This window comes from Kutzneria sp. NPDC051319 (genome assembly GCF_040682195.1).
GTDB lineage: Bacteria > Actinomycetota > Actinomycetes > Mycobacteriales > Pseudonocardiaceae > Kutzneria.
This window is the reverse complement of record NZ_JBFBAM010000015.1, coordinates 76,176-102,152: the sequence shown is the minus strand read 5'-3', so window position 1 is coordinate 102,152 and position 25,977 is coordinate 76,176. Positions and strand designations below refer to the sequence as shown.

The window sequence follows — 25,977 nt, the reverse complement described above, 5'->3', positions numbered from 1 at the left end:
CCTGGGGAGTAAGAAGTGGAATCAGCCGCGCTGATCGATGCTCAGTTGACTATGACCGCCTTCACACAGTTAGCCGGCCGACTCGGCGGTTATCCGTTCGTGAAGGTCGTCGTCGACCGGCCGGGCGGGCACATCCACTTCATCAACGACGCCCGGTACTCCTTCCACGCCGAGTACATCGCGGCCGAGATCCTCGGCATCGCCAAGGCCGAACTCGAGGCCAACATCGATGACTTCAATCACAGCATCTACCACGCGGAAGACCGCCGTTTCTATCTCGGCATCCTCGCCCTGCACACGTCCGACGACCGGCGGATGCTGTCGTTGGAGACGGTCGAGGTGGACACCATGTCCGGCCCGATGCTCGCCTACTTCTACCTGGCCGTACGGGCCGCGGTCGATCCGGCGCTGCCGGTTCTGGTGAAACCGGCCAACCACAGCCAGGAACAGCTGCTGGCCGAGATCCCCGCCACCGAGGTGCCACGCATTCGCGCGCACGAGTTGTTCTCCTCGGCCCGCTTCGTGCCGCTGAACCCCGGTTCCGCACACGGCCGGCTGCGGGCCTTCCGCACCGAGGCCGACTACCGCGCCGCGGCCGATTCCCTTGAGTGGTACGACATCATCGTCATGCACCGGGTGCCCGACGACGTGCCACGGCTGGCCGGAATCGTGAACGCGCACCACACGACCCCGTTGTCCCACACCAATGTGCTGGCCTCGGGCTGGCAGGTGCCCAATGCCGTGCAGCTCGGCGTTTTCGACCGCATCGACGCCGAACAGCTCAACGGGCAGTGGGTTCGCTACGAGGTGGACCCGGCCTCCGACGAGATCACCCTGACGCCGACCGAGGACGCCGTCGACGTCACCCGCAAGCCGGCCTGGTACGCGCAGCGGATCGTGTTGGAGGAGCCCGAATCCCAGACCTCGCCGATCACCAGCCTGGACCGGCTGCGGCTGCACGACCGGCACCGCTACGGCACCAAGGCGGCCAACCTCGGCGAGCTGCACCACGTGCTGGCCAACGGTTCCGGCCGGCTGCTCGGCTTCTACCAGGTGCGGCGGCCGCCGCGTGAGAACCTGTTGCCGTACCTGGCCAAGCTGCTGGACGTGCCCGTCGACGCCGACCTCAACGACGCCGCCATCCGGTTGCTGCGCGACAACATCGACGTGCCCAGGGGAATCGCACTGCCGTTCTCCGTGCAGCGGCGGTTCCTGGAGTCGTCACCGCGGGTGCAGCAGGCCATCGGCAAGCTGAAGATGGCGCTGGAGCTGGATGTTCCGGACGTCGACCGGCTCTGCCTCGAACTGCAAAGGCTGATCCGTTCGACGCGCATCCCCGACGATCTGCGCGAGGCCGTCGACAGCGCCCTGGTCGCCGAGCTCGGCGGCGTGCGCACGTTCGTCGTCCGCAGCTCGTCCAACGCCGAGGACCTGGCCGGCTTCTCCGCCGCCGGCATCTACGAGTCGATCAACCACGTGACCTCGGCCGACCGGATCTTCGCCTCCATCAAGGAGGTCTGGGCCTCCCTGGTGTCGCCACGCAGCGTCCGGCTGCGCCAGCAGGCCGGCATCTCGTTGGACGACAGCTACATGGGCGTGATCGTCCAGGAGCAGGTCGACGGCGCCATCGGCGGTGTCATGGTCACCACCAACCCTTTGAACCGCAACGACTTCCGCAACGTGTACGTCAACGTGTCGGTCAACTCCGTCATCGACGTCGTGTCCGGGTCCGAGCTGCCCATCCAGTACCTCTACTCCACCGTCGAGGGCGACGGCCGCACCGTGTCGCTGGGCGACGCCCCCGCCGACCTCGATGTCGCCGCGCGCCAACAGCTTCAGCGCCTCGCCATCGCCGGGCGCCTGCTGCAGGCCCACTTCTCGCCCGACTACACCTTCGACTCGCCCGTCGACGTCGAGTGGATCGCCGACGAGAAGCGCATCACCATCGTCCAGCTCCGCCCCTACAGCGCATGAACCCCGCCGTCCGCCGTGCGGTGTGGCTGAGCTACACCTTCCAGTTCTTCTTCGGCCTTCTGCTGTGGCTGCCCGTGTTCTACGAGTACCAGCGGCAGATCGGCCTGTCCGACACGCAGATCTTCGGCATCCAGAGCATCTACTACATCGCCTTCTGCCTGCTCGAGATCCCCACCGGCATGGTCGCCGACCGCTTCGACTACCGCCACTGCCTCGTCGCCGGCGGCGTGGTCCTGATCGGCGCCAACCTCACACCGGTCTTCCTGTCCTCCTACACCGGCTTCCTCATCCACTTCCTGCTCATCGCCCTCGCCCGCTCCCTGGTCTCCGGCGCCGCCAGCGCCTACCTGTACGAGTACATGCACTCCGCCGGCGCCGGCGAGGCCTATCCCCAGGCTGAGGGCTACGGCCGTTCCTACAGCCTCATCGGCAAGGTCGTCTGCTGGCCCGTCGTCGGCCTGTTGATGCAGTGGAACATGCCCTCCCCGTACTGGCTCAGCGCCATCAACGCCGCCATCGCGGTGGGCGCGGCGGTGATCCTCCCCGCCATCCCCCGCCGCACTGCCAGTTCCGACGAGGCCGCACCGGCTGGTCGTCCCGAACGACCGCCCATCTCCGTGGCCCTGCGCGGGGCTTTCGCACAGATGCGGGGGTCACGGCTGCTGGTGCTGCTCATGGTTCAAGGCGTAGCGATCTTCACGCTGGCGCGGATCTGCTCGGTCAACCTGTTCCAGCCGATCCTGGACAGCAAGAGCACGCCGGTGGTCCTCTACGGCGTGGTGATGGCGCTCATGACGGTCTTCGAAGCCCTGGGGGCGGCGCGGCCGAACTGGCTGCGCAAGCGGATCAGCGATGTGCGGTCGGTGTTCCTGCTGACGATCGCCATGGCAGTGACGCTGGCCCTGGCCGGGCTGATGGGCATCGTGGGCTCGGTGATCGCGCTGTGTGTGTTCTCCCTGGCCTGTGGGCTCTCGTTCCCGATCCAACGGGCGCTGCTCAACGCGGCGATCACGGATTCCCGTTACCGGGCAACGCTTCTGTCCATCGAGTCCATCATCGACCGCGCGGTGTGCGCGCTGGTGGCCCTCGCCCTGGGGTCCTACCTCCAGTCCGGGGCGCTCAACGAATTCCTCGTGCAGACGGCGATCGTGACGTGCGTGGTGATGGTCGTCATCGCGGTCCTGATCAGGACCACCCGCCGCCGGACGGAAGTCACCAGCGCGACCTGAGCGGAAACCCCGCAGCGCCGGGCGGATGCCGCTACGTTGGGCTGATGTTCCGCTCGGTGCTGGCGGTCGCGGACTTCCGCTGGCTGTGGGCCGGCGAGGCGCTGTCCCAGGCGGGCGACCAGCTGGCCCGGGTCGCCCTCGCCGTGCTGGTGTTCCAACGGACCTCCTCGCCCGCGCTCACTGCCCTGTCCTACGCCCTGACCTTCGTGCCCACCCTCATCGGCGGCGCCCTGCTGGGCTGGGTCGCGGACAGGGTGGCTCGGCGCACCGTCATGGTGGCCTGCGACCTCGCCCGAGCACTGCTCGTCGCAGCCATGGCCGTTCCCGGCATGCCGCTGCCCGTGCTGTATCTCCTGCTCATCGGCGTCACGCTGTTGGGCGGCCCTTTCCGTGCCGCCCAACAGGCCCTCCTCCCGGACGTCCTGGCCGGCGACCTCTACGTCTCCGCCCTGGCCCTGCGCGGCATGACCATCCAGTCCGCGCAGCTGGCCGGCTTCGCCTGCGGCGGCGTCCTGGTCGCCGCCCTGACGCCGAGCTGGGCCCTGTTCATCGACGCCCTCACGTTTCTGGCCTCGGCGATCCTGGTCCGCACCGGCGTCCAGCACCCGGCTGCGGTCTCGCCGCCCACATCTTCGGCGGAGCCGACGTCGGCACGGGGATCGGTCCTGGCCGGCGTCCGGGTCGTGTTCGGCGACCCGGCGGCGCGGGCGCTGGCGGTGCTGAGCTGGCTGGCCGGCTTCTACGTGGTGCCGGAAGGACTGGCCGCGCCCTACGCGGCGGCGATCGGCACCGGCACGGTCGGAGTCGGCCTGCTGATGGCGGCGGATCCGGCGGGGTCGGTGGTGGGGGCCTTCGTGTTCGCGCGATGGGTTCCGGAACGCGTGCGGCCGAAGGTGCTCGGACTGCTAGCGGTGCTAGCGGGGCTGCCGTTGCTGGCGTGCGCGGCCCAGCCGGGTTTGCTGGTTTCGCTAGCGGCGCTAGGGGTTTCGGGCGCGCTGGCGCAGGCGTATCAGACGCAGGACACCGCGTCGCTGGCCCGAGCGGTGCCGAGCGCCGGGCGGGCGCAGGTGATGGGCATCGTCGTCAGCGGACTGGTGACGGTGCAAGGCCTGGGTGTGCTGGTCGCGGGCGTGCTGGCCGACGTCATCGGGACGCCGCTGACCATCGGGCTCGCCGGTGTCGGCGGCATGGCCGTCGGGCTGCCGGCGGCCCTGTCCTGGCACCGGGCTAGGCGTCGATCAGCGCCAGGGCTTCCGGAATCGAGTCGGTGACCGGCACTCCGGCCGTCTCCAGCCGGTCCCGCGGCATCATGCCGGTCGTCACCAGCACGCACTGGGCTCCGACCTGCGCCGCCGCCTCGGCGTCGTCCACGACGTCGCCGATCAGGATCACCTCGGCCGGGTCGAGGTCCTGCGCCTTCAGGTGCTCCACGAGGTGCGACGCCTTGGAGCCGCCCATGTTGTAGCCGCGCAGTCCGTCCACCCGGTCGAACAGGTCGGTGAGGCTCAGTTTTCCGATCAGCGGCACCAGCTCGTCGTGGAACCACATCGACAGCAGCGACTGGGTCCGACCGCCGTCGCGCCACTGGTGCAGCAGGTTCGGCACGCCGGCCGCCAGGCCGCACGACTCCAGCTCCAGCCGGTACGCCGTGTGGTACCGCTGGTCGATGACGTCCCAGTCGGCCTGGGTGAGCGCCTGGCCCAGCACCTTCTCGTAGCAGGCGAGGATCGGTCGGCTGAACACCGCGCGCCACTCGTCCAGCGTCACCGCCGGGCACCCGTACTGCGCGCACACCGTGTTCACCGCTGCCAGCACCGCATGGTTGTCGTTCAGGAGTGTGCCGTTCCAGTCCCACACCACATGCCGTGCCCGCAGCTTTCTCACGGCGTCAGCCTACGTAATGCGCCACCACGGATGAGACCAACAATGCGACAAGCCCGACCGAACCCAGGACCACCACGGCCACCAGGGTCTCGGCGATCGCCTCGGCGACCAGCTCCTTCAGGAAGTCGGCGGTGCCCCGGACCGCCGACATGATTCCCGACACCACCGCCGAGCCCACCCGACGCGGCCACTGCCGCCACGGCTGTCGCGCGTCGCGGCGGATCAGCCGGAGCTCACGGCGCACGGCCTCGCGCGGATCGATCATGTGTCCAGTTTGTCTCATCCTTCCGAGTGAAGTCGGGGACTTTCACCGAACCGATTCGTGGTGGCACTGAGCACATCCGGCTCCGGCCGCGTAGATGAACGACATGAGCAGCGATGACCCGGACACGATCCGCTTCCACCGCTTCGTGCCACCCGAGGAGGGCGACGAAATCGAGGCGCAGGCCCGCTTCTTCGGCGTGACCGTGGATCAGATGATGCAGGACGCCGAGGCCATGCCGGCGATGAGCGGCGGCCGTCACCAGGCCATCCACGAGTTCCGCTGGCAGCGCTGACCCGCCGGCCTGAGCCGGCCACGCTCTAGATGTCGTCGTCGGGGAGCCCGGCGGCGCCGTCCCGGCTGAGTTCCTCGCGGACGACGCGCAGGGCCATGCCCTCGTTGTAGCCCTTGCGGGCCAGCACGCCGACCAGGCGGCGGAGCTTGGCGGTGTCGTCGACGCGGGCGACCGAGGGCAGCTTGCGGCGGACGATCTCGCGGGCCCGTTCCAGCTCGCTGTCCTCACCGACGGTCGCGGCCGCCTGGGCGGCCACCGAGTCGTCGACGCCCTTGCGGCGCAGCTCGTTGACCAGGGCCCGCCGGGACAGGCCCTTGTGGCTGTGACGGGAGGCCACCCACTCGTGGGCGAAGGCCTCGTCGTCGATCAGGCCGGCCCGGTCAAGGCGGCCGAGCACCAGCTCGGCCACCTCCTCCTCGATCTCCTTGCGCGCCATGGCCTGCCGCAGCTCGGTGCGGGACCGGGCCCGCACGCCGAGCAGCCGCACGCAGAGTTCCTGCGCCCGGCACACCTCCGGCGTGTCACGCACCGCCGGGGTCTCGCCGGACGCCTCCTGCTCCGTCACCGTGCTCAGAAGTCGACGGGCGCGGCGGCGGTCGCGTCGGCGTCCACCTTCGCGCCGATGCCCATCTTCTCCTGGAGCTTCTTCTCGATGTCGTTGGCGACGTCGACGTTCTCCAGCAGGAACTTGCGGGCGTTCTCCTTGCCCTGCCCCAGCTGGTCGCCGTCGTAGGTGTACCAGGCGCCGGACTTGCGCAGGATGCCCTGCTCGACGCCCATGTCGATGAGCGAGCCCTCGCGGCTGATGCCGTGGCCGTACAGGATGTCGAACTCGGCCTGCTTGAACGGCGGGGCCACCTTGTTCTTGACGACCTTGACCCGGGTCCGGTTGCCGACCGCGTCGCCGCTGTCCTTGAGCGTCTCGATGCGGCGCACGTCCAGGCGGACCGAGGCGTAGAACTTCAGCGCCTTGCCGCCGGTCGTGGTCTCCGGCGAGCCGAACATGACGCCGATCTTCTCGCGCAGCTGGTTGATGAAGATCGCGGTGGTGTTGGAGTTGCTCAGCGCGCTGGTCATCTTGCGCAGCGCCTGGCTCATCAGGCGGGCCTGGAGGCCGACGTGGTTGTCGCCCATCTCGCCCTCGATCTCGGCCCGCGGCACCAGGGCGGCCACCGAGTCGATCACCAGGATGTCCAGCGCGCCCGAGCGGACCAGCATGTCGGCGATCTCCAGCGCCTGCTCGCCGGTGTCCGGCTGGGAGACGAGCAGCGCGTCGGTGTCGACGCCGAGGGCCTTGGCGTAGTCGGGGTCGAGCGCGTGCTCGGCGTCGATGAAGGCGGCGATGCCGCCGAGGCGCTGGGAGTTGGCCACGGCGTGCAGGGCGACGGTCGTCTTACCGGAGGACTCCGGGCCGTAGACCTCCACGACCCGGCCCCGGGGCAGCCCGCCGATGCCGAGCGCGACATCCAGCGCGATGGATCCGGTGGGGATGACCTCGATCGGCGCCCTGGCCTCGTCACCGAGGCGCATCACCGAGCCCTTGCCGTAGTTCTTGTCGATCTGGGCCAGGGCCAGTTCGAGCGCCTTGTCCTTGTCCGGTGCTGCTGGTGCCATCGGAAGTTCACCTCTGTCTGTCTGGCCGGCCCGTGTGCCCAGGGCCCGCCGCCGGGTTTGTCGTCACCGAGGACGCTACGGGGAGGGTCTGACAATTTCGGCGACCCGCGGATCCCCAGGCTAGCCGAACACCTGTTCGAGGGAAAACCGACACGCCGTCCGCACTCCTCAGCGCCGCTCGACCGGCACGTCGAACGCCTCGCACACCGCCCGCCAGATCGTCCTGGCCGGCACGCCGGCCTCCAGCGCCTGGTCCACGGTCAACCCGTCCAGCTCGGAAAACACGTGGTCGCGGGCGATCATCTCGGATCGGACCCGCCCGAACTCCTCGGCCATCAGGGCCCGGAAGGCAGTGATACGCATCGTGTGCAAGCCTACGCCGACAGCAAATTGCAGAAAGTGGGGACCGAGGGCTTCCCTGCCCCGGGAAACACGCTATCCTTGGCGTGGGCCCGTGATCCCCCCGACCTCAGCAGTTGGAAACTCACGGCGGAGCGCCGCAGTCGACCCCCAGGGCTGCGGCGCTTCTTTATGTCTCGGGCGCTGTTTGTTCGCCACCAAGTCCGCCTTCGCGGCGTCAGTCGCACACAAAACCGTTCTTCGTGCCGCTTTCGGGGACGCGCGGCGGTTCTAGGCTTGATCCCATGCGGGAGCAGAAGATCGGGTCCTGGCTCGACGACCTGGCGTCCGGTGCGCCGGCGCCGGGCGGCGGGGCGGTGGCGGCGATGCACGCGGCCATGGCGGCGGCATTGGTGTCGATGGTGTGCGAGCTGACCGTGGGCCGGCCGAAGTACGCGGAACACGAGCCGACGATGCGGGAAGCGCTGGCACGGGCGACCGAACACCGGCATACGGCGGTGGAACTGGCCGACGCGGACGCCGAGGCCTTCACGGGGGTGACGGACGCGTACCGGCTGCCGAAGGCCACCGACGACGAGAAGGCGGCCCGGAGCGCGGCGATCCAGGAGTCGCTGGTGCGGGCGGCGGACGTGCCGCTGCGGACGGCGGCGCTGGCGGCCGAGATCCTGGAGCTGGCCCGGCGGATCCGACCGGGCGCCAACGTCAACGTGCTGTCCGACGTGGCGGTGGCCGCGGTGTCGGCGCGGGCGGCCATGCAGGCGGCGGCGGTGAACGTGGCGGTGAACCGGGCGTCGATGACCGACGTAGCCACCCGAGCCCGACTGGAAACGGAACTGGCCCGTATCGGCGAAGAGGTCGCCGCGGCCGAGAAGTTCATCGAGGAGCTGGCATGACCCTCATCGACGGCCGCGCGGTGGCCGCTGCCATCCGCACGCAGGTCACCGCGGACGCGGCCCGGCTGCGCGACGGCGGCATCACCCCGACGCTGGCGATCGTCGTCCCCACCGACGACGAGGCCACGGCCTGGTACGTCCGCTCGATCGTGCGCACGGCGGACAAGGTCGGCGTGGCGGTGCGCGTGGTGGACGAGCGTGAGCTGCTGGGCCCGTGCCTGGACGAGCTGTCGGCGGACCCGACGGTGCACGGCGTGATCTGCCAGACGCCGTTGCCGCCGGGCCTCACGCGGGACGAGATCGCCCTGCACATCGACCCGGCCAAGGACGTGGACGGCGCCAACCCCACCAGCCTCGGGCGGCTGGCGGCGGGCCTGCCGGCGTTCGCGCCGGCGACGGCGCAGGCCGTGGTGGAGCTGCTGCGCGCGCACGGCACGACGATGGCCGGCGCGGACGTCGTGGTGGTGGGCCGCAGCACCGTGGTCGGCAAGCCGGCGGCGCTGCTGCTGCTCGCGGAGAACGCGACCGTGACGGTGTGCCACTCCCGCACCAAGGACCTGGCGGTGCAGACGAGCCGGGCCGACATCGTGGTGGCCTGCGTCGGCAGCGCGCACGTGCTCGGCGCCGCGCACATCCGCCCCGGCGCGGTGGTGATCGACGTCGGCACCAATCCGACCACGGACGGCGGCCTCGTCGGCGACGTGGACACCGACGCGGTGGAGCCGATCGCGGAGGCGATCACGCCGGTGCCGGGAGGTGTCGGCCCGGTGACGACCGCGCTGCTGTTGCGCAACGTCGTGTCGGCTGCCTCACGCTGAGCTCATACGCCCTGCTCGGCGGATTGACGTGCGTTGATCGGGGTCCGTAGTGTGCCACGCTGAGTGATGGAGTGCGTAAGCCGGTGGAAATCCGGCGCGGTCGCGCCACTGTGAGCCCGGGTTCTCGGATCCGGGCGAGCCAGACACCACGCCATCACCTGCCCAACGAACGGGACGCACGATCCCCGAAGGAGGCTCCGTGAGCACCATTCCCGTGACCACCGCCGTTCCGACGCCGGTTGTCCTGCCGCTGCCCAAGGCGATGCTGTGGCTGGGCGGCACCGTCCTGCTGGCGCTGGCGATGTACTACTTCATCGGCATCGACCAGGGCGCCACCTCGGTCTTCGGCGACAACATGTACATCCACGAGTTCGTGCACGACGCGCGTCACTTCCTCGGTTTCCCCTGCCACTGACCAACTCTCGGGCAGGACAACCGAACATGGAAAAGCGAATCATCCTGCGGGGCGTGCTGGTCGGCGCCCTGGCCGGGCTGCTGGCGTTCGTCTTCGCCCGGATCTTCGCCGAGCCGCAGATCCAGGCCGCGATCGACTACGAGAGCGGCCGCGACGAGGCCCAGGAGCTGCTGAACAAGGCGGCCGGCCTGCCCGCGGGCGACGAGGGTCCGGAGATCTTCACCCGGGCGATCCAGGCCAATGTCGGCATCGGCGTCGGCATCGTGCTGTTCGGCGTGGCCATGGGCGCGCTGTTCGCCGTGGCGTACGCGGTCTGCCTCGGCCGGGTCGGCAACCTGCGGCCCCGCACGCTGTCGGTGCTGGTGGCCGGCGGCGGCTTCCTCGGCATCTACCTGGTGCCGTTCGTGAAGTACCCGGCCAACCCGCCGTCGATAGGCCACGGGGCGACCATCGGCGTCCGCGGCGCGCTGTACGTGGTGATGATGGTCTGCTCGGTGGCGTTCCTGGTCGGCGCCGCGGTGCTGGGCAAGCGGTTGGCCAAGCGCTTCGGCAACTGGAACGCCACGCTGCTAGCGGCGCTAGCTTTCGTAGTGGTGACAGGCGTGGCGATGGCGCTGTTGCCGTCGCTGGGCGAGCTCGCGGCCAACGTCCGTGACTACGGCCCGCAGGCGACCGAGACTCCGCTGCCGCTGCGCAATCCGGCCGGCCAGATCGTCTATCCGGGCTTCCCGGCCGACGTGCTGTGGGACTTCCGCTTCTACTCGGTCGCCGCGCAGGCGATCATGTGGGCCGCCATCGGCCTGCTGTTCGCGCCGCTGGCCGAGCGGTTGTTGGCGCCCAGGGCCGAGCGGGTGGCGGCGTCCTGAACCGGATCTTCCTGGTCTGCCACGCCGCCACCGAGGCGGTGCGGCAGGCCCGTTTTCCCGCCGACGAGCCGTTGTCGCGACGGCCGTCGGCGGTGGCCGGCCCGGCCCGGTTGGACCGTCTCGCCCGGGGACCCGAGCTGCGCTGCGCGCAGACCGCCGAGGCCCTCGGTTGGGACGCCGCTGTCGACGACTCCCTGGCCGATCTCGATCACGGCTCGTGGCGCGGCCGGTCGTTGGCCGAGATCGACCAAGGCGACCTGATGGCGTGGATGACCGATCCCGAGGCCGCCCCCCATGGCGGCGAGCCCGTCAGCTCCGTCCTCAAGCGCGTCGCCGCCTGGCTGGACCGCGCAAGCGACGTCGGCCGCCTTGGCGTGGTCACCTCGCCCGCCGTGGTCCGGGCCGCAGTCCTAGCAGCGCTAGGGGCGCCGCCTTCGGCCTTCTGGCGCGTAGACGTCTCCCCGTCGACCGTCACCCAGCTCACCGGCGCTCCCGGCCGTTGGACCCTCCGGGAGACCGGCCTTCCCCTGGACGATCCGCATACGTTCGGGTGACTCCCGGTTGCGACGCTGCTTGGACTTGGTTCGCTTTACTCACCCTGACCGCGATGATCACCGTTCCCGCCGGTCTTTCGGCCACCGGGATCAAGGACAAGTGGTGGACCGGCCTCATCGCCGGCGCCGCAATCGTGCTGGCAGTGTTGGCCAAGCCCTTGTCCGATCGCCTTCAGCGGCTCACCACCCGCCGCGAGGACACCGATCTCGCCGTCCTGAACGGCTGTCTGGTCACCGCTCGCGGCGATCTCCCGACCGTGCGCCGGATTCGATTCGGGAGTTGGGTCGGTTGGACGAAGCCGAGCACGAGCTCCGCGCTGTCCTCGAGATCCACACGCGGCTCTTCGGCCCCGAATGCCACGACACTCTGATCAGCCGCAACAACCTCGCACTCGCGCTCCGCGCGCAAGGACGTCCGGACAAAGCCGAACGCGAGTGGCGGACCATTCTTGATCTGCACACCCGTCTGTCCGGGGCCGACCACCCGGACACCTTGACCATCCGCAGCAACCTCGGCCTCACTTGAGGACCTCGGGCGATTGGACGAGGCCGAGCAGGAGCTCAGCACTGTCGTGCGACTCCACACTCGCATGCTGGGACCAACGCACCCGGAGACGCTGAGCAGCCAAGACGACCTCGTGCTGGTGCAAGCGCTGCGCGAGGAGGCCGAGGGCTAGCCGAACCGGGTGTCGGGACCTACACTGCAAACGTTTCCACAACGTTGCAGCGCCGCCGCCGCACGACTTGGTGGGAGGGTGTTGTGCGTCGGTGGGCAGTGGGGTTGGCGGTGCTCGCGCTTCTAGCGGTGACACCGGTGGCGGAGGCCGAGGACAACGGGGTGGCGGCCAAGCCGCCGATGGGGTGGAGCAGCTGGAGCTTCATCCGCAAGGCGCCGACGGCGGCCAAGATCGAGGCGCAGGCGGATGCCATCAAGAGCTCGGGGCTGGCGCAGCACGGGTTCCAGTACGTCAACCTCGATGACTTCTGGATGAAGTGCGACGGCAGCGGGCCGGTGGTGGACGGGAACGGGCGCTGGGTGGTGGACACGGCGAAGTTCCCGCAGGGGATGAAGGCCGTGGCGGACCACGTGCACGCGGACGGGCTGAAGTTCGGGCTCTATGTCACGCCGGGGATACCGGAGAACGCGGTCAAGAACAACTCCCCCATCGCGGGCACCAGCTACCACGCGAAGGACATCGCGGTCACCACGACGCAGGAGAAGAACTACAACTGCAAGCACATGTACGGCATCGACTACAGCAAGCCGGGCGCGCAGGCGTACATCGACTCCTGGGCCAAGCAGTTCGCGGACTGGGGAGCGGACTACCTCAAGATCGACGGCGTGGGCAGCCCGGACATCCCGGACGTGAAGGCGTGGTCGCAGGCCCTGAAGAACACGGGCCGGCCGATCCACTACGAGCTGTCCAACAACCTGGCCATCGCGGACGCGAACACGTGGCGGCAGTACGCGAACGGCTGGCGCACCCAGGGCGACGTGGAGTGCTACTGCGGTGCGAACGGGGCCAGTTTCCCGCTGACGGACTGGAAACACGTGTCGGCGAGGTTCGACACGGCGGCCAGCTGGCAGCAGTACGCGGGACCGGGCGGCTGGAACGACCTGGACTCCATCGAAATCGGCAACGGCGACAACACCGGCCTGACCAGCGACCAGCGCCGCAGCCACCTGACGCTGTGGGCGATGGCCGCGGCCCCGCTGCTGCTGGGCACCGACCTGACCCACCTGGACGCCACCGACAAGGCGATGCTGACCAACGACTCGGTGCTCGGCGTCGACCAGGACGCGATCGCCGCCAAGCGACTGACCAAGTCGGGCAACACCCAGGTGTGGACCAAGAAGGAGCCCTCGGGCGCCTACGTCGTGGCCCTGTTCAACACGGGAACCACCGGCAACCAGACGATCACGGTGAACTGGTCGCAGGTGGGCATCACCACGGGCGCGGCGGCGGTGACGGACCTCTGGGCCCAGAAGGCCAAGGGCACCATCAAGGGCAGCTACAGCGCCACGCTGCGACCGGGTGAGACCCGGCTGATCCGAGCGGTGTCGGCGACCTCCTGAAGCGAAGCCGGTGGCTCCACAGGGGCCACCGGCCGCAAGGTGTTGCCCATGCACGCCATCAGCAGCGGCAGGGCGGCGAAGCCGACGACGAGCCCGAGCACGGTGAAAGACCAGGCGCTCATCACGAGGCCGGCCAGCAGGCCGCCCAGGGCGCCGCCGAGGTTGAGGACCAGGTCGGCCAGCCCCTGAGTCGACGGCCGCAGCCCGGCCGGCACGGACTCGGTGAGCAGGGCGGAACCGGCGACGACGCCGGCCGACCACCCGCAGCCGAGCATGATCATGCCGACGGCCATCTGCGGGGCGTCGTGGGCGGAGGCCATGCCGCAAACTCCGGCGCCGGCAACGACAAGGGCGGCCCCGAGGGTGAGCACGGGCACCCGGCCGATACGGTCGGCCAGGACGCCGAACAGCGGGCTGGCGGCGTACATGCCGGCGACGTGCACGCTGACGACGATGCCGACGACAACCAGGGTCGACCCGCCGCCGGCCATCTGCACCGGCATCATCGACATCATCCCAGTCATGGCGGTGTTGCACAGGGCCACACCTAGCAGCGCCAGCCGGACGTTGGGCCCGATCGCCTGCCACACCTCGGACCGCGTGTGCCGACGAGGCAGCTCGGAAGCCCCGACGCCGCAACAGCTGTCGCCGACGACCACGGCAACCCGCCCGGCCAGCAACGGATCCGGCCGTAGACCCGCCAGAATCCCCACGCCGGCAAGCAAAAACGCGCCGGCCGACAACAGGAACGGCGCGCCGACGAGCACGGCCAGGTTGGGCGCCGCGATCACCCCGAACGTCGTCGCCCAGACCACTGTGGACATCGCGCCCGCACGACGGCCGGGATTCGCCAGATCGGCGGCGGCGTACCGCGCGGCCAACGTCGCCGCGGTGCCGCCGCCGAAGGCCACCAACGCCACCAGCAACAACGGCCACGAGCCAAGAGCCGACGCCACGGCACAGCCGACACCGCCCACGGCACCGACCCAGTACGCGGCGGCCAACGCCCGCCGCCGCCCGAACCGGCGCGCGAACACGGCCACCGGCACGGCCAACAGCGCCGCGCCGACGGCGATGGCCGTCGCCCCCAGGCCGCCGATGGCCACCGAGCCGGACAGCCTCGTCGCCGTCAAAGCACCCAGCGTGATGCCGGTGCCGACGCCGATCGAGCCGACGGCCTGGGTGCCGACCAGGAAACCGATGACCCTGCGCTGCGCGGGATGGCGGTCCACCACTCGATCGTCACACGCCCCGACCATTGTCGTTGACGGCCGATCAGGTGCCGGGCTGAACCGAACGTTCGAACGCCGCAGCCGCTTTGGCTGCGGTCAGTGAGGTCGGATCGCCGGTGGCCGGCGCGGTGAGCACGCCGACGAGCGGGCGGTCCGACACCGTGAAGACGACGACGCCGACCCCGCTGGCGGCGACCGCCTGGTACTCGCCGGACAGCCCGTTGCCCTTCCACTGGGCACGGACCCTGGTGGTGTTCGGATAAGCGTCCATCAGCGCACGCACCTTCACGTTCACCTCATCGAGCGACCCTGTCTGGGTATAGACCACGGTCTGCCCGTCGATGTGACACGTGACGTCGGCGAGCCCCGTCACGGCGACCCCGCTGCCGTCGTCGCCGCCGTGGCAGTCGCCCTGGTCGGCGACGGGTCCGGCGAGCTGGCGGGTGCAGTTGGTGAAGCCCTTGTCGTCGGGCGATGCGGGCGTCCCGGCGCAGGCGGCGGCGCTGGGGAACCGCGACGGACTGGCCACCAGGAAGCCGCCGAGCACGACAAGGGCGACGAGAACGATCGCCCCCAGCGTTACCAAGGTCGCCTTCGATGCGCGCTTCTGAGGCACGGGAGCAGAGGCAGCCAGCTGAGGAAACTGCGCCCCGGCCATGAAGTCGCCGGTGGTCGGGTACTGCGGCGCGGCGGGAGCCGTCACCCGGGTCCTGATCGTCACGCCGTCACGCGGCACGAGATGGGCGCCCAGCGCGACGGCCGTCTCCGGCTGGTCCAGGCTCGCCGGCGTGACCCGCAGCCGATCCCCGATCAACGTCCCCACCAGCGGCATCCGGCTGGCCCCACCGACCAGGTAGATGCCGGCCAGCGACATCGGGTGCACGCCGCTGGCCGCGATGGTCGACGACAGCAGCTCCACGGTCCGCGTGAGGCTCGGCCGGATCAGCGCCTCCAGCTCGGGCCGAGTGACCGTCACGTCGGCGAAGGGCTCCGGCATCGGGACCACGGTCTGCGGGTGCCGGGACAGCGCCTCCTTGGCCGCGCGCACGTCCTCGATCAGGGCGCGCTGGGCCCGGCGGTCCGCAGTGGACTCCGGCCGCAGCAGCAGCTGCCACTTCGCGGCGTCACGGTTGGAGACCTGCCGGCCGACGTACTCCAGCAGCAGCTGATCCATGTCGGTGCCGCCCAGATCGGGCAGGCCGTCCTCGGCCAACACGGTGAAACCCTGCGGCGACGCGGCGACCACGGCGACGTCGAACGTGCCGGAGCCGAGGTCGTAGACGGCGAGCGAGCTGCCCGGGGCGAGGCGGTTGAAGTGCGCGGCGGCGGCCACGGGTTCCGGGACCAGCACGATGTTGCCGGTCATGCCGGCGAGCCGCGCGGCCGACATGAGGGTGTTGCGCCGTGGCGCGCCCCAACGAGCGGGATGGGTCAGCCGGAACTCGTCCGGCAGCGCGCCGCCGAGCTGGCGCACGGTCTCGTCGAGCACTCTGCGCAGCACGGCCGCGAGGGCGTCGGTGACGGGGACGACGCTGCCGCCGAGCAACAGCGCACCGTCGTCGATGCGGCGCTTCGGGGTGGGCTCGAAGCGCGTCGGGTCCATCCGGGCCTGCCGCTCGGCGTCACGGCCGACGAGGATCACGCCGTCCTCGTCGGCGTAGACCGCCGACGGCATGGTGGCCGCGCCGTCGACCTCGACGACGCGGGGTTGCTGCCCGGACACCGAGAGCACCGCGACCGTGTTCGACGTCCCCACGTCGATCGACAACACCCGCACGCGTGCCCCCTCCAGCTCTGGCTTCGCGCAGATGCTGCCACACGGTCACGGAGTCCGATGCCCGGTTGACCAAGCCCGTCACGAGCCCGATGGGATGACACTCCCTCACCCCATCGGGTGCCCGATGGTCAGAGCTCCTTCGCGCTGCCGACCAGCTTGCGCAGCCTGGTCAGCGCCCGGTGCTGTGCCACCCGGACCGCTCCCGGAGTGGAACCCACCAGATCGGCGGTCTCCTCGGCGCTCAAGCCGACGACCACCCGCAGCACCACGATCTCGCGCTGCTTGTCGGACAGGACCGCCAACAGCCGGTCCATCGACGTCTTCAACTCGTCCTGCAGCACCCGCTGCTCCGGACCCGCGACCGTCTCCGGCCGGTCCGGCACCTCGGGCACCGGCAACGACTTGTTGCGAGCCGCCGCCCGGTGCGCGTCGGCCACCTTGTGCTGCGCGATGCCGTACACGAACGCCAGGAACGGCTGCCCCTGGTCCCGATAGGACGGCAACGCCGAGATCACCGACAGGCAGACCTCCTGCACCACGTCGTCGGCCGAGGAGAACGACCGGTCCAGACGACCGATCCTCGCCCGGCAGTAGCGCAGCACGATCGGCCTGATCGACTCCAGAACCCGTTGCGTCGCAACCTGATCGCCGTGAACCGCGGCGTCGACGAGCTGACGGAACTGCTCGTCCTGCGGACCGTACGCGGCCACCGGCTTCGTCACCGGCGCGGCGGCGGTCCCCACAGGCAGAACCTGTGCCAAGTTATTCATCTGTCCCCGCACGTGAAATTGGGTGATGATCCGCCCGGCGATGGAGAATCGCCGCCGAATCACTTTGGCTCTAGCGTCAGTGCACCCCACGCGCCGGTGAAATCAGGTCGTCTCCGCCGTGGCCGGCGACCCGAACACCCCCGACACCCCTTGCCCCGTGCTGTCACGCTCGTTCGGCGCCATTCCCAGAGCCCCGATCGAACGCTGCGCGTCCGGCTGTCGTCCCACCGACTTCCTTGGCGTATGGAGAACGCTAACGCTGCGTGCCCGCCCTCACAAGCACCCTGGGAAACTTTCCAGGAATGGATCCGCACTGGTGAACACGCCACTACCGACCGTGAGGAGTACGCAGTCTTCGGCCGGTCGGTCCAGGGTGGCTCGTGCAGACACACCAGGAAAACGTGCAGCGGGCGGCCGCCGAGCACTCCCGCCTACCAGGGAGAACACGAAACGCAACCGTGACCTTCGCGCCCGACCACCCGGACGGACACGCTCCGGTGACGACGGTCCGTTGTCGTCACAACCGCCCGTCATCGTTACGCGTTCGGTCGAACACCGGCCGTAGTTCACCCTGAAAATAGGGATAGAAAAGCCTTTCTGCCTACCCATTGGTAATCAATAATCTGCGGCATTGCCCGCACTTACTACTTCGATCGAGTGACAACGAAGGGCCCATTCCCCGCGCGAGGAATGGGCCCTTCCCAACACTCGACACCAGTTAAGGGTTACCGCAAGTACGGTGTCGACTGTCGCACTTCTACAGGGAACCGAAGTGCCCGTGCACCGTGGTGGCGAAGGCGTAGCCGTTGGACGCGTCCCAGTTGATCGACCAGGTCATCGCCCCGCGGATCGTCGGGTAGGTGGCCGACGGGTGGAAGCTGCCGCAGTTCGTGCCCTTGGCCAGGCAGTCCAGGCCGGCGTTCACCGTGCTCGGCGACATGTAGCCGCCGCCCGCAGCCGAGCCGGAGGCCGGCAGGCCCAGGCCGACCTGGTCGGCCCGCAGGCCGCCCTGCAGCTGGATGCAGGCCAGCGCGGTCAGGAAGTTCTCCGTGCCCTGCGAGTAGACGCCCTGGTCGCAGCCGTTCATCGACCCCGAGTTGTAGTACTGCATGTTGACGATGGTCAGGATGTCCTTGATGTTCAGCGCCAGCTGGAAGTACGCCATGCCGGTGGACTGCATGTCGATGGTCTGCGGGGCCAGCGTCACCACGAAGCCGGCGCCGACCTTGCCGGCCAGCGAGTGCAGGGCCTGCCCCATGTAGGTGGCGTTGACGCCGTTCTCCAGGTCGATGTCGACGCCGTCGAAGCCGTAGCGCTGGATGATGGAGTACGCGCTGTTGGCGAAGTTGGCCGCCGCGCCCGAGTCGCCGACGCTGATGGTGCCGTTCTGGCCGCCGACCGACAGGATCACCTTCTGGCCGCGGGCGTGCAGGGTGGCGATGTCCGCGGTGAACTGCGCGTCGGAGTAGCCGCCGAGCTGGCCGGACAGCCCCGAGTCGAGGGTGAAGGAGATCGCGCCGGGGGTGCCCGTGGCGTCGGCGAAGGCCACCGCGACCAGGTCGTACGTGGTGGGCACGTCGGCCAGCTTGAGGGCCTTGGCGCCGTTGTAGAAGTTCTGCCAGTAGCCGGTGAGCACGTGCGCGGGCAGGGAGCCGCCGGGGTTGCCGCCGCCGGCCTTGGTCGTCGCGGTGACGGTGTTCGACTTCGGCGACTCGCCGACCGAGTTGTGCGCCGTCACGGCGTACTGGTAGCTGGTCGAGGCGGCCAGGCCGGTCGCGGTGTAGGAGGTGCCCGACACCGACGCGACCTTGCTGCCGTTCTGGTACACGTTGTAGCCGCTCACGTCACCGGACGAAGCCGTCCAGGCCAGCGACGCGCTCGACGACGTGGTGCTCGGGGAGGTCAGGCCGGTGGGCGCGGCCGGGGCCGTGGGATTGCCGCCACCGCCGCCGGGGCCGCTGAGCACGAAGTCGTCGGCGTAGTACGTGGGCTGGCCGTACCAGCCGTGGATGTACACGGTGACGCTCGTGGTGCTGGCGCCGGTGGTGAAGCTGGTCGACAGCTGCGTGTAGCTGCCGGAGACGGTCCACGTCTGCGGGTCGGTGCCGCCCGTGCCGGTGGCGCCGAGGTAGATGTAGCTGCCCTGGACGTACGCGGACAGCGTGTAGGCGGAGTTCGGCAGCACGGTGACTCTCTGGCTGCACTGCGCGTAGTCCTGGCCGGCAGGGGTGGCCGCGAGCGCGTACGAGCCGCTGTGCACCGGGCTGCCGACGGCGGTCGCGCCGCTGCACGTCCAGGCGCTGGTGTTGCCGGCCTCGAAGCCGGGGTTGGCGAGCAGGTTCGTGGCGGCCGACGCGGGGGCGGCGGCGCCGAGCACGACCGTGGCGGCGGCGACCGCTCCGACTAACCAGCGTGTCCACTTCCGTGACATAGCTGCTACCTCCATGCGCAGGGGTGGCGGCCTGGGCATCGAGTTGACGCACACACGTGGTTGAGACAATGGACTAGACCATTTCCCCCGGTCAAGAGAAAGTCACGTTTCCGCAGGTCAAAGCCGGTTGTGCGGGAAGTGTCAGACCCGGTTGTCATGATGGGTGCATGACGGAGGCACTGTCGGTGTTCTCCCCCGCGACCAGGGACTGGTTCACGGGGGCGTTCGTCGCGCCCACCGCCGCCCAGCAGGGCGCCTGGTCGGCGGTGGCGGCCGGCGAGCACGCCCTGGTGGTCGCGCCGACCGGCTCCGGCAAGACGCTGGCGGCCTTCCTGTGGGCGCTGGACCGGCTGGCCGCGGAGCCGCCGCCGGAGAACAAGCAGCACCGCTGCCGCGTGCTGTACGTGTCGCCGCTGAAGGCGCTGGCGGTGGACGTGGAGCGCAACCTGCGCGCGCCGCTGGCCGGCATCCGGCAGGCCACGCACCGGCTCGGGCTGCCGGAGCCGTCCATCACCGTCGGCATGCGCACCGGCGACACGCCGGCCGAGGAGCGCCGCGCCTTCAACCGCACGCCGCCGGACATCCTCGTGACGACGCCGGAGTCGCTGTTCCTGATCCTGACGTCGCAGGCGCGGGAGTCGCTGCGCGGCGTCGAGACCGTGATCGTGGACGAGGTGCACGCCGTCGCCGGCGGCAAGCGCGGGGCGCACCTGGCGCTGTCGCTGGAGCGGCTGGACGCGCTGCTGCCCAAGCCGGCGCAGCGGATCGGCCTGTCGGCCACCGTCCGCCCGGTCGAGGAGGTCGGCGCGTTCCTGGCCGGGGGCCGGCCGGTGCGTGTCGTGCAGCCGCCGGCCAGCAAGACCATCGAGGTCACCGTCGAGGTGCCGGTGGAGGACATGGCCACGCTGGGCGAGCCGACCGGGGAAGTCAGCGGCTCGGCGGCCGGTCCCGAGCAGCGCACGTCGATCTGGCCGTCGGTGGAGCAGCGCGTGCTGGAGCTGGTGCGCGAGCACCGGTCGACCATCGTGTTCGCCAACTCCCGGCGGTTGGCCGAGCGGATGACCGCCCGGCTCAACGAACTCGCGGGCGAGCAGTCCGCGGAGATGGAGCGATTCCCGGCAGAGGCCGTCGGTGGTTCGGGGATAACCACCGGGGCCCTGCCGGTGATCGCCAAGGCGCACCACGGTTCCATGTCACGGGACCAGCGCACCCTGGTCGAGGAGGAGCTCAAGTCGGGGCGGCTGCCGTGCGTGGTGGCCACGTCCTCGCTGGAGCTGGGCATCGACATGGGCGCGGTGGACCTCGTCGTCCAGGTCGAGGCCCCGCCCACGGTGGCATCCGGGCTGCAGCGGGTCGGCCGGGCCGGGCACCAGGTCGGCGCGGTGTCCAAGGGCGTGGTGTTCCCGAAGTTCCGCGGCGACCTGGTGGCCTGTGCCGTGGTGGCGGAGCGGATGGCCGTCGGCGCCATCGAGTCCGTCCGCTATCCGCGCAACCCGTTGGACGTCCTGGCCCAGCACATCGTGTCCATGGTGGCCATGGAGCCATGGTCGGTGACGGACCTGACGGCCGTGGTGCGGCGGGCGGCGCCATTCGCCGGGCTGCCGGACTCGGCGCTGAACTCCGTGCTGGACATGCTGGCCGGGCGCTATCCCAGCGAGGAGTTCGGCGAGCTGCGGCCGCGGATCGTGTGGGACCGCGTCGCCGGCGAGCTGCGAGGGCGCCCGGGCGCGCAGCGGCTGGCCGTCACCTCCGGCGGCACCATCCCGGACCGCGGGCTGTTCACCGTGATGACGCCGGGCGGCGAGGACGGCCGGCCCGGGTCGCGGGTGGGCGAGCTGGACGAGGAGATGGTCTACGAGTCGCGGGTCGGCGACAACATCCTGCTGGGCACCAGTTCCTGGCGCATCGAGGACATCACGCACGACCGCGTGATCGTGGTGCCGGCCCCGGGTCAGCCGGCCCGGCTGCCGTTCTGGAAGGGCGACTCCGTCGGCCGTCCGCTGGAACTCGGCCGTGCGCTGGGAAAGTTCGTGCGCGAAGTGTCCGCAATGGACTCTACCCGGGCGCGAGAGCGGGCGGTGTCGGCCGGGTTGGACGAGTGGGCGTGCGACAACCTGCTGTCCTATCTGGACGAGCAGAAGGCGGCGACCCGGCACGTGCCCGACGATAGAACCGTTGTGGTGGAACGGTTCCGTGACGAGCTGGGCGACTGGCGGATCGTCGTGCACTCGCCGTTCGGGGCGCAGGTGAACGCGCCGTGGGCGCTGGCCATCGGGGCCCGGCTGCGGGAGCGGCGCGGGCTGGATCCACAGGTCGCGCACTCCGACGACGGCATCGTGGTGCGGCTGCCCGAGGCCTTCGACGACACCGGGGCCGACGTGCTGCCCTCGGCCGAGGACATGCTGCTCGACCCGGACGAGGTCGAGCAGGTCGTGGTGGCCGAGGTCGGCGGCTCGGCGCTGTTCGCCTCGCGGTTCCGTGAATGCGCGGCGCGGTCGTTGTTGTTGCCGCGCCGGGATCCCCGCAAGCGGCAGCCGTTGTGGCAGCAGCGGCAGCGATCCGCGCAGCTGCTGGCCGTGGCGTCCCAGTACGAGCAGTTCCCGGTCGTGCTGGAGGCGATGCGGGAGTGCCTGCAGGACGTCTACGACCTGCCCGGGCTGCGGGAGCTCATGGGTGATGTGCGGGCGCGGCGGGTTCGGGTCGTCGAGGTGCAGACCCCGCAGGCGTCCCCGTTCGCGCGCAGCCTGTTGTTCGGATACGTCGGCATGTTCCTGTACGAGACCGACACGCCGCTGGCCGAGCGCCGCGCGGCCGCGTTGTCGCTGGACACCACGTTGTTGGCGGAGCTGCTCGGCTCGGAGGCCATTCGCGAGCTGCTCGATCCCGAGGTGCTGGCGGAGATCGAGCAGCAGTTGCAGCGGCTGGCCCCCGACCGGCGGGCCCGCAACGTCGAGGAGACCGCCGATCTGTTGCGGCTGCTGGGTGATCTCTCCGTCGAGGAGGCCGCCGAGCGCGGGGCTTCTGCTGAGTGGCTGGAGCAGTTGGTCGCCGAGCGGCGGGCGATCCAGGTGCGGATCGCCGGGGTGCCGCGGTATCTGGCCATCGAGGACGCCGGCCGGGTGCGTGATGCCCTCGGGGCGGCGCTTCCCGTTGGCGTGCCCGAGGTTTTCACCGAGCCGGTGGCCGATCCGATCGGCGACCTGTTGATGCGCTACGCCCGTACGCGAGGCCCGTTCCCTGCCGCGCAGGCGGCCGAGCGGTTCGGGCTCGGCGTCGCCGTGGTGCACGGGGTGCTGGACCGGATGGCCGGCGCCGGGCGGTTGGTCCGTGGCGAGCTGCGGCCCGGCGGCATGGGCACCGAGTACTGCGACGCCGAGGTGCTGCGGCGTTTGCGTCGTGGGTCCCTGGCCCGCCTTCGGGCCGAGGTGGAGCCCGTCGAGCAGGCCGCCTACGGTCGCTTTTTGCCCGGCTGGCACGGTGTCTCCCGTCGGCTGCGGTCCGCGCCGACCGTCGACGATGTGCTGTCCGTCGTCGAACAGCTGGCCGGCGCGCCGCTGCCGGCCAGCGGGCTGGAGTCGTTGATCCTGCCTTCGCGGCTGCCCGGCTACTACCCCGCGTTGTTGGACGAGCTCACCGCCACCGGCGAGGTCACCTGGGCCGGGTGCGGGGCGTTGGCCGGCGGCGACGGGTGGATCGCGTTGGCCCCCACCGACGTCGCCGACCTCGTGCTGCCCGACCTGGAGGAGACGGCGCCGGAGTCTCCCCTGCACTCCGCCGTGCTGGCCGCTCTGGAAGGCGGGGCGCTGTTCTTCCGTCAGCTCACCGACCGCGTGTCCGCTGCGGACTCCGTCGAGGATCCCGATGTGGTCACCGCGTTGTGGGATCTCGTGTGGGCCGGGCTCGTCACCAACGACACCTTGGCCCCGTTGCGGGCCTTGGTGTCCGGCCGCGGGGCCGCGCACAAGGCCCGCCGCCCGTCGCCTCGTGGCCGCTACGCCCGGCTCGGACGGGCGTCGATGCCCAGCCGCACCGGGCCTCCGACCGTCTCCGGTCGTTGGTCCCTCGTTCCGGCCCGTGAGGGCGATCCCACTCGGCGGGCCCATGCCCGGGCCGAGGTTTTCCTTGAGCGGCACGGGGTTCTCACCCGTGGCGCGTTGGACACCGAACGTGTTTCCGGCGGCTTCAGCGGCGTGTACCGGGTTCTCCGGGCGATGGAGGACTCCGGTCAGGTCGTTCGGGGTTACGTCGTCGAGGGTCTCGGCGCCGCCCAGTTCGCCGCCCGTGGGGCCGTCGACCGGCTTCGGGCCCTGTCCCGTCCCGGCGACACCTCCCTGGAGTCTCTCGTCCTGGCGGCTGCCGATCCCGCTCAGCCGTACGGCGCCGCCCTGCCGTGGCCCGAGCCCGTCGGCGACGGCAAGCATCGCCCCGCCCGCAAGGCCGGCGCCCTCGCCGTGCTCGTCGACGGTCTTCCCGTGCTGTACGTCGAGCGGGGCGGCCGGTCCCTGCTGTCCTTCACCGAGTCCGAACCCGAGCTCCGCCAGGCCGCCGAGGCCCTCGCCCGTGCCGTCCGCGAGGGGTGGCTCGGTCAGTTGGCCGTGCAGCGGGCCGACGGCGAGGGCGCCCTGGGGTCCAAGTTCTCGTTGATCCTCCAGGACGTCGGCTTCCGCGCCACGCCCAAGGGTTTGCGGCTTCGAGCCTGACTCCGTGCCGCGAAAATCCGCTCCGGACGGGCCACGCGGTGGCTAGGGTCGGGCCATGGTCACCCTCAACGCCGTGCTGGGCGTCGCCGCGATCGAGCTGGGCCTGGTGCTCATCCCCGGCCCGAACATGATTTACCTGGTCTCGCGGTCCGTGACCCAGGGCCGCCGGGCCGGCCTGATCTCGTTGGCCGGCGTGGCCTGCGGCTTCCTCGTCTACCTTGTCGCCGCCACGGCCGGCGTGGCCACCATCTTCGCCCTGGTGCCGACCGTCTACACCGTGCTGAAGCTGGCCGGCGCCGCATACCTGCTGTGGCTGGCGTTCCAGGCGCTGCGCCCCGGCGGCAAGTCGGTGTTCGCGCCCCGGGAGCTGCCGGCGGACCGCCCCGGCAAGCTGTTCACCATGGGCCTGGTCACCAACCTCCTCAACCCCAAGATCGCCGTCATGTACGTCTCGCTGCTCCCCCAGTTCGTCGACCCGGCCCGTGGCGACGTCGCCGCGCAGAGCTTCACGCTCGGCCTCGTCCAGATCACCCTCGCGATCACCGTGAACGGCCTGATCGCGATGTCCGCCGGCTCGATCTCCCGCTTCCTCGGCGACCGGCCGGCCTGGCTGAAGGTCCAGCGCTACGTCATGGGCACCGCCCTCGGCGTGATGGCCGTCCGCATCGCCGCCGACCGCTCCCGCGCGGTGGTCGCCGCCACACCGTGATGGCCGAGCGGATCGCCGCCGACTGCTCGCGCGCCCCGCGACTCGTGGTCAGTCGAGGCCGCTGTAGGCGCTCAGGGCCGGCTGGCCGCCGAGGTGGGCGTACAGGACCGTGCTGTCCGCCGGAATCTCCTTGCGGCTCACCAGGTCGATCAGCCCCGCCATCGACTTCCCTTCGTACACCGGGTCCGTGATCATGCCTTCGGTCCGGGCGGCCAGCCTCATCGCGTCCACAGTGGACTCGTCGGGGACGCCGTAGATGCCGGCGTGGTAGCGGTCGTCGAGGATCACGTCGAGGGGCTCGGCGCCGATCAGGTTGGCGGTGGCCTCGGCGATCCGCGCGACCTGGTCGAAGGTCTCCTTCGGTTTGGCCGAGGCGTCGATGCCGACGACCCGGCGATCGCGGTTGGTGAAGCCCGCGAGCATGCCGGCCTGGGTGCTGCCGGTCACCGAGCAGACGATGATCGTGTCGAAGAAGACGCCCAGGTCCCGTTCCTGCTGCTCCAGCTCGCGAGCCCAGCCGGCGAAACCCAGGCCGCCGAGGGGATGGTCCGACGCCCCGGCCGGGATCGCGTACGGCTTGCCGCCCGCCGCTTGGATCTCCGCGATCGCGTCCTGCCAGCTCTGCTTGAACTCGATGCCGAAGTTCGACCGCACCAGCCGGACGTCCGCCCCCATCAGCCGGCTGAGCTGGATGTTGCCCACCCGGTCGTAACCCGGGTCCTCCCACTCCACCCAGCTTTCCTGCACCAGCACGCACTTCAGCCCGGCCCGGGCCGCCGCCCCCGCCACCTGTCGCGTGTGGTTGGACTGCACCCCGCCGATCGACACCAGCGTGTCGCACCCCTGCGCCACCGCCTCCGCCACCAGGTACTCCAGCTTCCGGGTCTTGTTGCCCCCATAAGCGATCCCGCTGTTGCAGTCCTCCCGCTTCGCCCACACCCGCGCCCCGCCCAGATGCCCGCTGAGCCGCTCCAACGCGTGCACCGGCGACGGCCCGAACGTGAGTGGATACCGCGCAAAGTCCTCAAGCGCCATGGGAAAGCTCCAATCGGTCTGGTGGTGAGGAAGGGGTTGGTGAATCACGCCGCCGGATGAGCAGAAGGCCGGAGCCGGTGCG

Annotated in this window: 23 protein-coding genes and 1 riboswitch; of the genes, 13 read left to right on the top strand and 10 right to left on the bottom strand. The window is 70.3% G+C overall.

All coding sequences use genetic code 11. The features are described 5' to 3' along the window. Window positions 1-51 precede the first annotated feature (51 nt). The 3 genes from AB0M73_RS17915 to AB0M73_RS17905 are packed head-to-tail and all read left to right on the top strand — an operon-like array spanning window position 52 to window position 4,474. Complete coding sequence (locus tag AB0M73_RS17915; RefSeq protein ID WP_363891715.1) at window positions 52-1,974, top strand: PEP/pyruvate-binding domain-containing protein; 1,923 nt, start codon at window positions 52-54, stop codon at window positions 1,972-1,974. Then, the gene (locus AB0M73_RS17910) at window positions 1,971-3,203 is read left to right on the top strand and encodes an MFS transporter (RefSeq protein ID WP_363891714.1); all 1,233 of its coding nucleotides are present in this window, start codon (window positions 1,971-1,973) and stop codon (window positions 3,201-3,203) included. Before AB0M73_RS17915 ends, AB0M73_RS17910 begins: the two co-directional genes overlap by 4 nt. Window positions 3,204-3,247: 44 nt before the next feature. Beyond that, entirely contained in the window at window positions 3,248-4,474 is a 1,227-nt protein-coding gene (locus AB0M73_RS17905) for an MFS transporter (RefSeq protein WP_363891713.1), read from the top strand. On the opposite strand, the gene AB0M73_RS17900 is transcribed toward AB0M73_RS17905, so the two are convergent. Together AB0M73_RS17900 and AB0M73_RS17895 are read right to left on the bottom strand one after the other, a co-directional pair. Continuing rightward, window positions 4,431-5,087, bottom strand: a complete 657-nt coding sequence (locus tag AB0M73_RS17900; RefSeq protein WP_363891712.1) for an HAD family hydrolase — start codon at window positions 5,085-5,087, stop codon at window positions 4,431-4,433. The genes AB0M73_RS17905 and AB0M73_RS17900 overlap by 44 nt on opposite strands. Window positions 5,088-5,091: 4 nt before the next feature. Further along, window positions 5,092-5,352 (bottom strand): hypothetical protein, encoded by a 261-nt coding sequence (locus AB0M73_RS17895; protein WP_363891711.1) that lies wholly within the window; start codon window positions 5,350-5,352, stop codon window positions 5,092-5,094. A 103-nt stretch (window positions 5,353-5,455) separates the two neighbouring features. On the opposite strand from AB0M73_RS17895, the gene AB0M73_RS17890 reads away from it, so the two are divergent. Next, window positions 5,456-5,644: a hypothetical protein gene (locus tag AB0M73_RS17890; protein WP_043723645.1), complete on the top strand. Its 189-nt coding sequence runs from the start codon at window positions 5,456-5,458 to the stop codon at window positions 5,642-5,644. A gap of 25 nt (window positions 5,645-5,669) precedes the next feature. Here the strand turns inward: AB0M73_RS17890 and AB0M73_RS17885 are convergent, their stop codons facing one another. The 3 genes from AB0M73_RS17885 to AB0M73_RS17875 form a co-directional block, all read right to left on the bottom strand. Next, entirely contained in the window at window positions 5,670-6,173 is a 504-nt protein-coding gene (locus AB0M73_RS17885) for a regulatory protein RecX (RefSeq protein ID WP_363891806.1), read from the bottom strand. A gap of 41 nt (window positions 6,174-6,214) precedes the next feature. Further along, window positions 6,215-7,258 carry a recombinase RecA gene (recA, locus tag AB0M73_RS17880; protein ID WP_363891710.1) on the bottom strand — a complete coding sequence of 348 codons (1,044 nt, stop codon included), beginning with the start codon at window positions 7,256-7,258 and terminating at the stop codon, window positions 6,215-6,217. Between the two features lie 168 nt (window positions 7,259-7,426). Next, a complete protein-coding gene (locus tag AB0M73_RS17875; RefSeq protein WP_043723640.1) occupies window positions 7,427-7,621 on the bottom strand; it encodes a DUF3046 domain-containing protein in 195 nt (64 codons plus the stop codon). Between the two features lie 281 nt (window positions 7,622-7,902). On the opposite strand from AB0M73_RS17875, the gene AB0M73_RS17870 reads away from it, so the two are divergent. The 7 genes from AB0M73_RS17870 to AB0M73_RS17840 all read left to right on the top strand — a co-directional run bounded on the left by AB0M73_RS17870 (window position 7,903) and on the right by AB0M73_RS17840 (window position 13,241). Continuing rightward, on the top strand, window positions 7,903-8,511 hold the full coding sequence (locus AB0M73_RS17870) for a cyclodeaminase/cyclohydrolase family protein (protein ID WP_363891709.1): 609 nt from the start codon (window positions 7,903-7,905) through the stop codon (window positions 8,509-8,511). Beyond that, window positions 8,508-9,329 carry a bifunctional 5,10-methylenetetrahydrofolate dehydrogenase/5,10-methenyltetrahydrofolate cyclohydrolase gene (locus AB0M73_RS17865; RefSeq protein ID WP_043723636.1) on the top strand — a complete coding sequence of 274 codons (822 nt, stop codon included), beginning with the start codon at window positions 8,508-8,510 and terminating at the stop codon, window positions 9,327-9,329. Before AB0M73_RS17870 ends, AB0M73_RS17865 begins: the two co-directional genes overlap by 4 nt. A 34-nt stretch (window positions 9,330-9,363) precedes the next feature. Then, window positions 9,364-9,496: riboswitch (cobalamin riboswitch) on the top strand. A 32-nt stretch (window positions 9,497-9,528) separates the two neighbouring features. Then, window positions 9,529-9,744: a CbtB-domain containing protein gene (locus AB0M73_RS17860; RefSeq protein WP_043723633.1), complete on the top strand. Its 216-nt coding sequence runs from the start codon at window positions 9,529-9,531 to the stop codon at window positions 9,742-9,744. 26 nt (window positions 9,745-9,770) lie between these two features. Next, window positions 9,771-10,610: a CbtA family protein gene (locus AB0M73_RS17855; protein ID WP_363891708.1), complete on the top strand. Its 840-nt coding sequence runs from the start codon at window positions 9,771-9,773 to the stop codon at window positions 10,608-10,610. Further along, window positions 10,529-11,164 (top strand): histidine phosphatase family protein, encoded by a 636-nt coding sequence (locus AB0M73_RS17850; RefSeq protein ID WP_363891707.1) that lies wholly within the window; start codon window positions 10,529-10,531, stop codon window positions 11,162-11,164. The genes AB0M73_RS17855 and AB0M73_RS17850 overlap by 82 nt, the downstream gene beginning before the upstream one ends. A 100-nt stretch (window positions 11,165-11,264) precedes the next feature. Further along, window positions 11,265-11,690 carry a tetratricopeptide repeat protein gene (locus AB0M73_RS17845; RefSeq protein WP_363891706.1) on the top strand — a complete coding sequence of 142 codons (426 nt, stop codon included), beginning with the start codon at window positions 11,265-11,267 and terminating at the stop codon, window positions 11,688-11,690. A gap of 261 nt (window positions 11,691-11,951) precedes the next feature. Then, window positions 11,952-13,241 (top strand): glycoside hydrolase family 27 protein, encoded by a 1,290-nt coding sequence (locus AB0M73_RS17840; protein ID WP_363891705.1) that lies wholly within the window; start codon window positions 11,952-11,954, stop codon window positions 13,239-13,241. Here the strand turns inward: AB0M73_RS17840 and AB0M73_RS17835 are convergent. The 4 genes from AB0M73_RS17835 to AB0M73_RS17820 all read right to left on the bottom strand — a co-directional run bounded on the left by AB0M73_RS17835 (window position 13,178) and on the right by AB0M73_RS17820 (window position 19,451). After that, complete coding sequence (locus AB0M73_RS17835; protein WP_363891704.1) at window positions 13,178-14,473, bottom strand: MFS transporter; 1,296 nt, start codon at window positions 14,471-14,473, stop codon at window positions 13,178-13,180. The genes AB0M73_RS17840 and AB0M73_RS17835 overlap by 64 nt on opposite strands. Before the next feature lie 43 nt (window positions 14,474-14,516). Next, window positions 14,517-16,250 (bottom strand): Hsp70 family protein, encoded by a 1,734-nt coding sequence (locus tag AB0M73_RS17830; RefSeq protein ID WP_363891703.1) that lies wholly within the window; start codon window positions 16,248-16,250, stop codon window positions 14,517-14,519. 128 nt (window positions 16,251-16,378) lie between these two features. After that, window positions 16,379-16,960: a sigma-70 family RNA polymerase sigma factor gene (locus AB0M73_RS17825; RefSeq protein ID WP_363891805.1), complete on the bottom strand. Its 582-nt coding sequence runs from the start codon at window positions 16,958-16,960 to the stop codon at window positions 16,379-16,381. Between the two features lie 817 nt (window positions 16,961-17,777). Further along, window positions 17,778-19,451, bottom strand: a complete 1,674-nt coding sequence (locus tag AB0M73_RS17820) for a glycoside hydrolase family 18 protein (RefSeq protein ID WP_363891702.1) — start codon at window positions 19,449-19,451, stop codon at window positions 17,778-17,780. 167 nt (window positions 19,452-19,618) lie between these two features. Here AB0M73_RS17820 and AB0M73_RS17815 point away from each other — a divergent pair, with 167 nt between their 5' ends. Next, entirely contained in the window at window positions 19,619-24,151 is a 4,533-nt protein-coding gene (locus tag AB0M73_RS17815) for an ATP-dependent helicase (RefSeq protein ID WP_363891701.1), read from the top strand. A 55-nt stretch (window positions 24,152-24,206) separates the two neighbouring features. Further along, window positions 24,207-24,860 (top strand): LysE family translocator, encoded by a 654-nt coding sequence (locus AB0M73_RS17810; RefSeq protein WP_363891700.1) that lies wholly within the window; start codon window positions 24,207-24,209, stop codon window positions 24,858-24,860. Between the two features lie 48 nt (window positions 24,861-24,908). Here AB0M73_RS17810 and AB0M73_RS17805 read toward each other — a convergent pair whose 3' ends face one another. After that, on the bottom strand, window positions 24,909-25,895 hold the full coding sequence (locus AB0M73_RS17805; RefSeq protein ID WP_363891699.1) for a 1-aminocyclopropane-1-carboxylate deaminase: 987 nt from the start codon (window positions 25,893-25,895) through the stop codon (window positions 24,909-24,911). Between the last annotated feature and the right edge of the window lie 82 nt (window positions 25,896-25,977).

What these genes read in the sequence shown, in the direction of transcription:
- AB0M73_RS17915 (WP_363891715.1), top strand. Translation starts at nt 52, where the DNA reads ATGACCGCCTTCACACAGTTAGCCGGCCGACTCGGCGGTTATCCGTTC.
- AB0M73_RS17910 (WP_363891714.1), top strand. Translation starts at nt 1,971, where the DNA reads ATGAACCCCGCCGTCCGCCGTGCGGTGTGGCTGAGCTACACCTTCCAG.
- AB0M73_RS17905 (WP_363891713.1), top strand. Translation starts at nt 3,248, where the DNA reads ATGTTCCGCTCGGTGCTGGCGGTCGCGGACTTCCGCTGGCTGTGGGCC.
- AB0M73_RS17895 (WP_363891711.1), bottom strand. Translation starts at nt 5,352, where the DNA reads ATGATCGATCCGCGCGAGGCCGTGCGCCGTGAGCTCCGGCTGATCCGC.
- AB0M73_RS17890 (WP_043723645.1), top strand. Translation starts at nt 5,456, where the DNA reads ATGAGCAGCGATGACCCGGACACGATCCGCTTCCACCGCTTCGTGCCA.
- recA (WP_363891710.1), bottom strand. Translation starts at nt 7,258, where the DNA reads ATGGCACCAGCAGCACCGGACAAGGACAAGGCGCTCGAACTGGCCCTG.
- AB0M73_RS17875 (WP_043723640.1), bottom strand. Translation starts at nt 7,621, where the DNA reads ATGCGTATCACTGCCTTCCGGGCCCTGATGGCCGAGGAGTTCGGGCGG.
- AB0M73_RS17870 (WP_363891709.1), top strand. Translation starts at nt 7,903, where the DNA reads ATGCGGGAGCAGAAGATCGGGTCCTGGCTCGACGACCTGGCGTCCGGT.
- AB0M73_RS17865 (WP_043723636.1), top strand. Translation starts at nt 8,508, where the DNA reads ATGACCCTCATCGACGGCCGCGCGGTGGCCGCTGCCATCCGCACGCAG.
- AB0M73_RS17855 (WP_363891708.1), top strand. Translation starts at nt 9,771, where the DNA reads ATGGAAAAGCGAATCATCCTGCGGGGCGTGCTGGTCGGCGCCCTGGCC.
- AB0M73_RS17820 (WP_363891702.1), bottom strand. Translation starts at nt 19,451, where the DNA reads ATGTCACGGAAGTGGACACGCTGGTTAGTCGGAGCGGTCGCCGCCGCC.
- AB0M73_RS17815 (WP_363891701.1), top strand. Translation starts at nt 19,619, where the DNA reads ATGACGGAGGCACTGTCGGTGTTCTCCCCCGCGACCAGGGACTGGTTC.
- AB0M73_RS17810 (WP_363891700.1), top strand. Translation starts at nt 24,207, where the DNA reads ATGGTCACCCTCAACGCCGTGCTGGGCGTCGCCGCGATCGAGCTGGGC.
- AB0M73_RS17805 (WP_363891699.1), bottom strand. Translation starts at nt 25,895, where the DNA reads ATGGCGCTTGAGGACTTTGCGCGGTATCCACTCACGTTCGGGCCGTCG.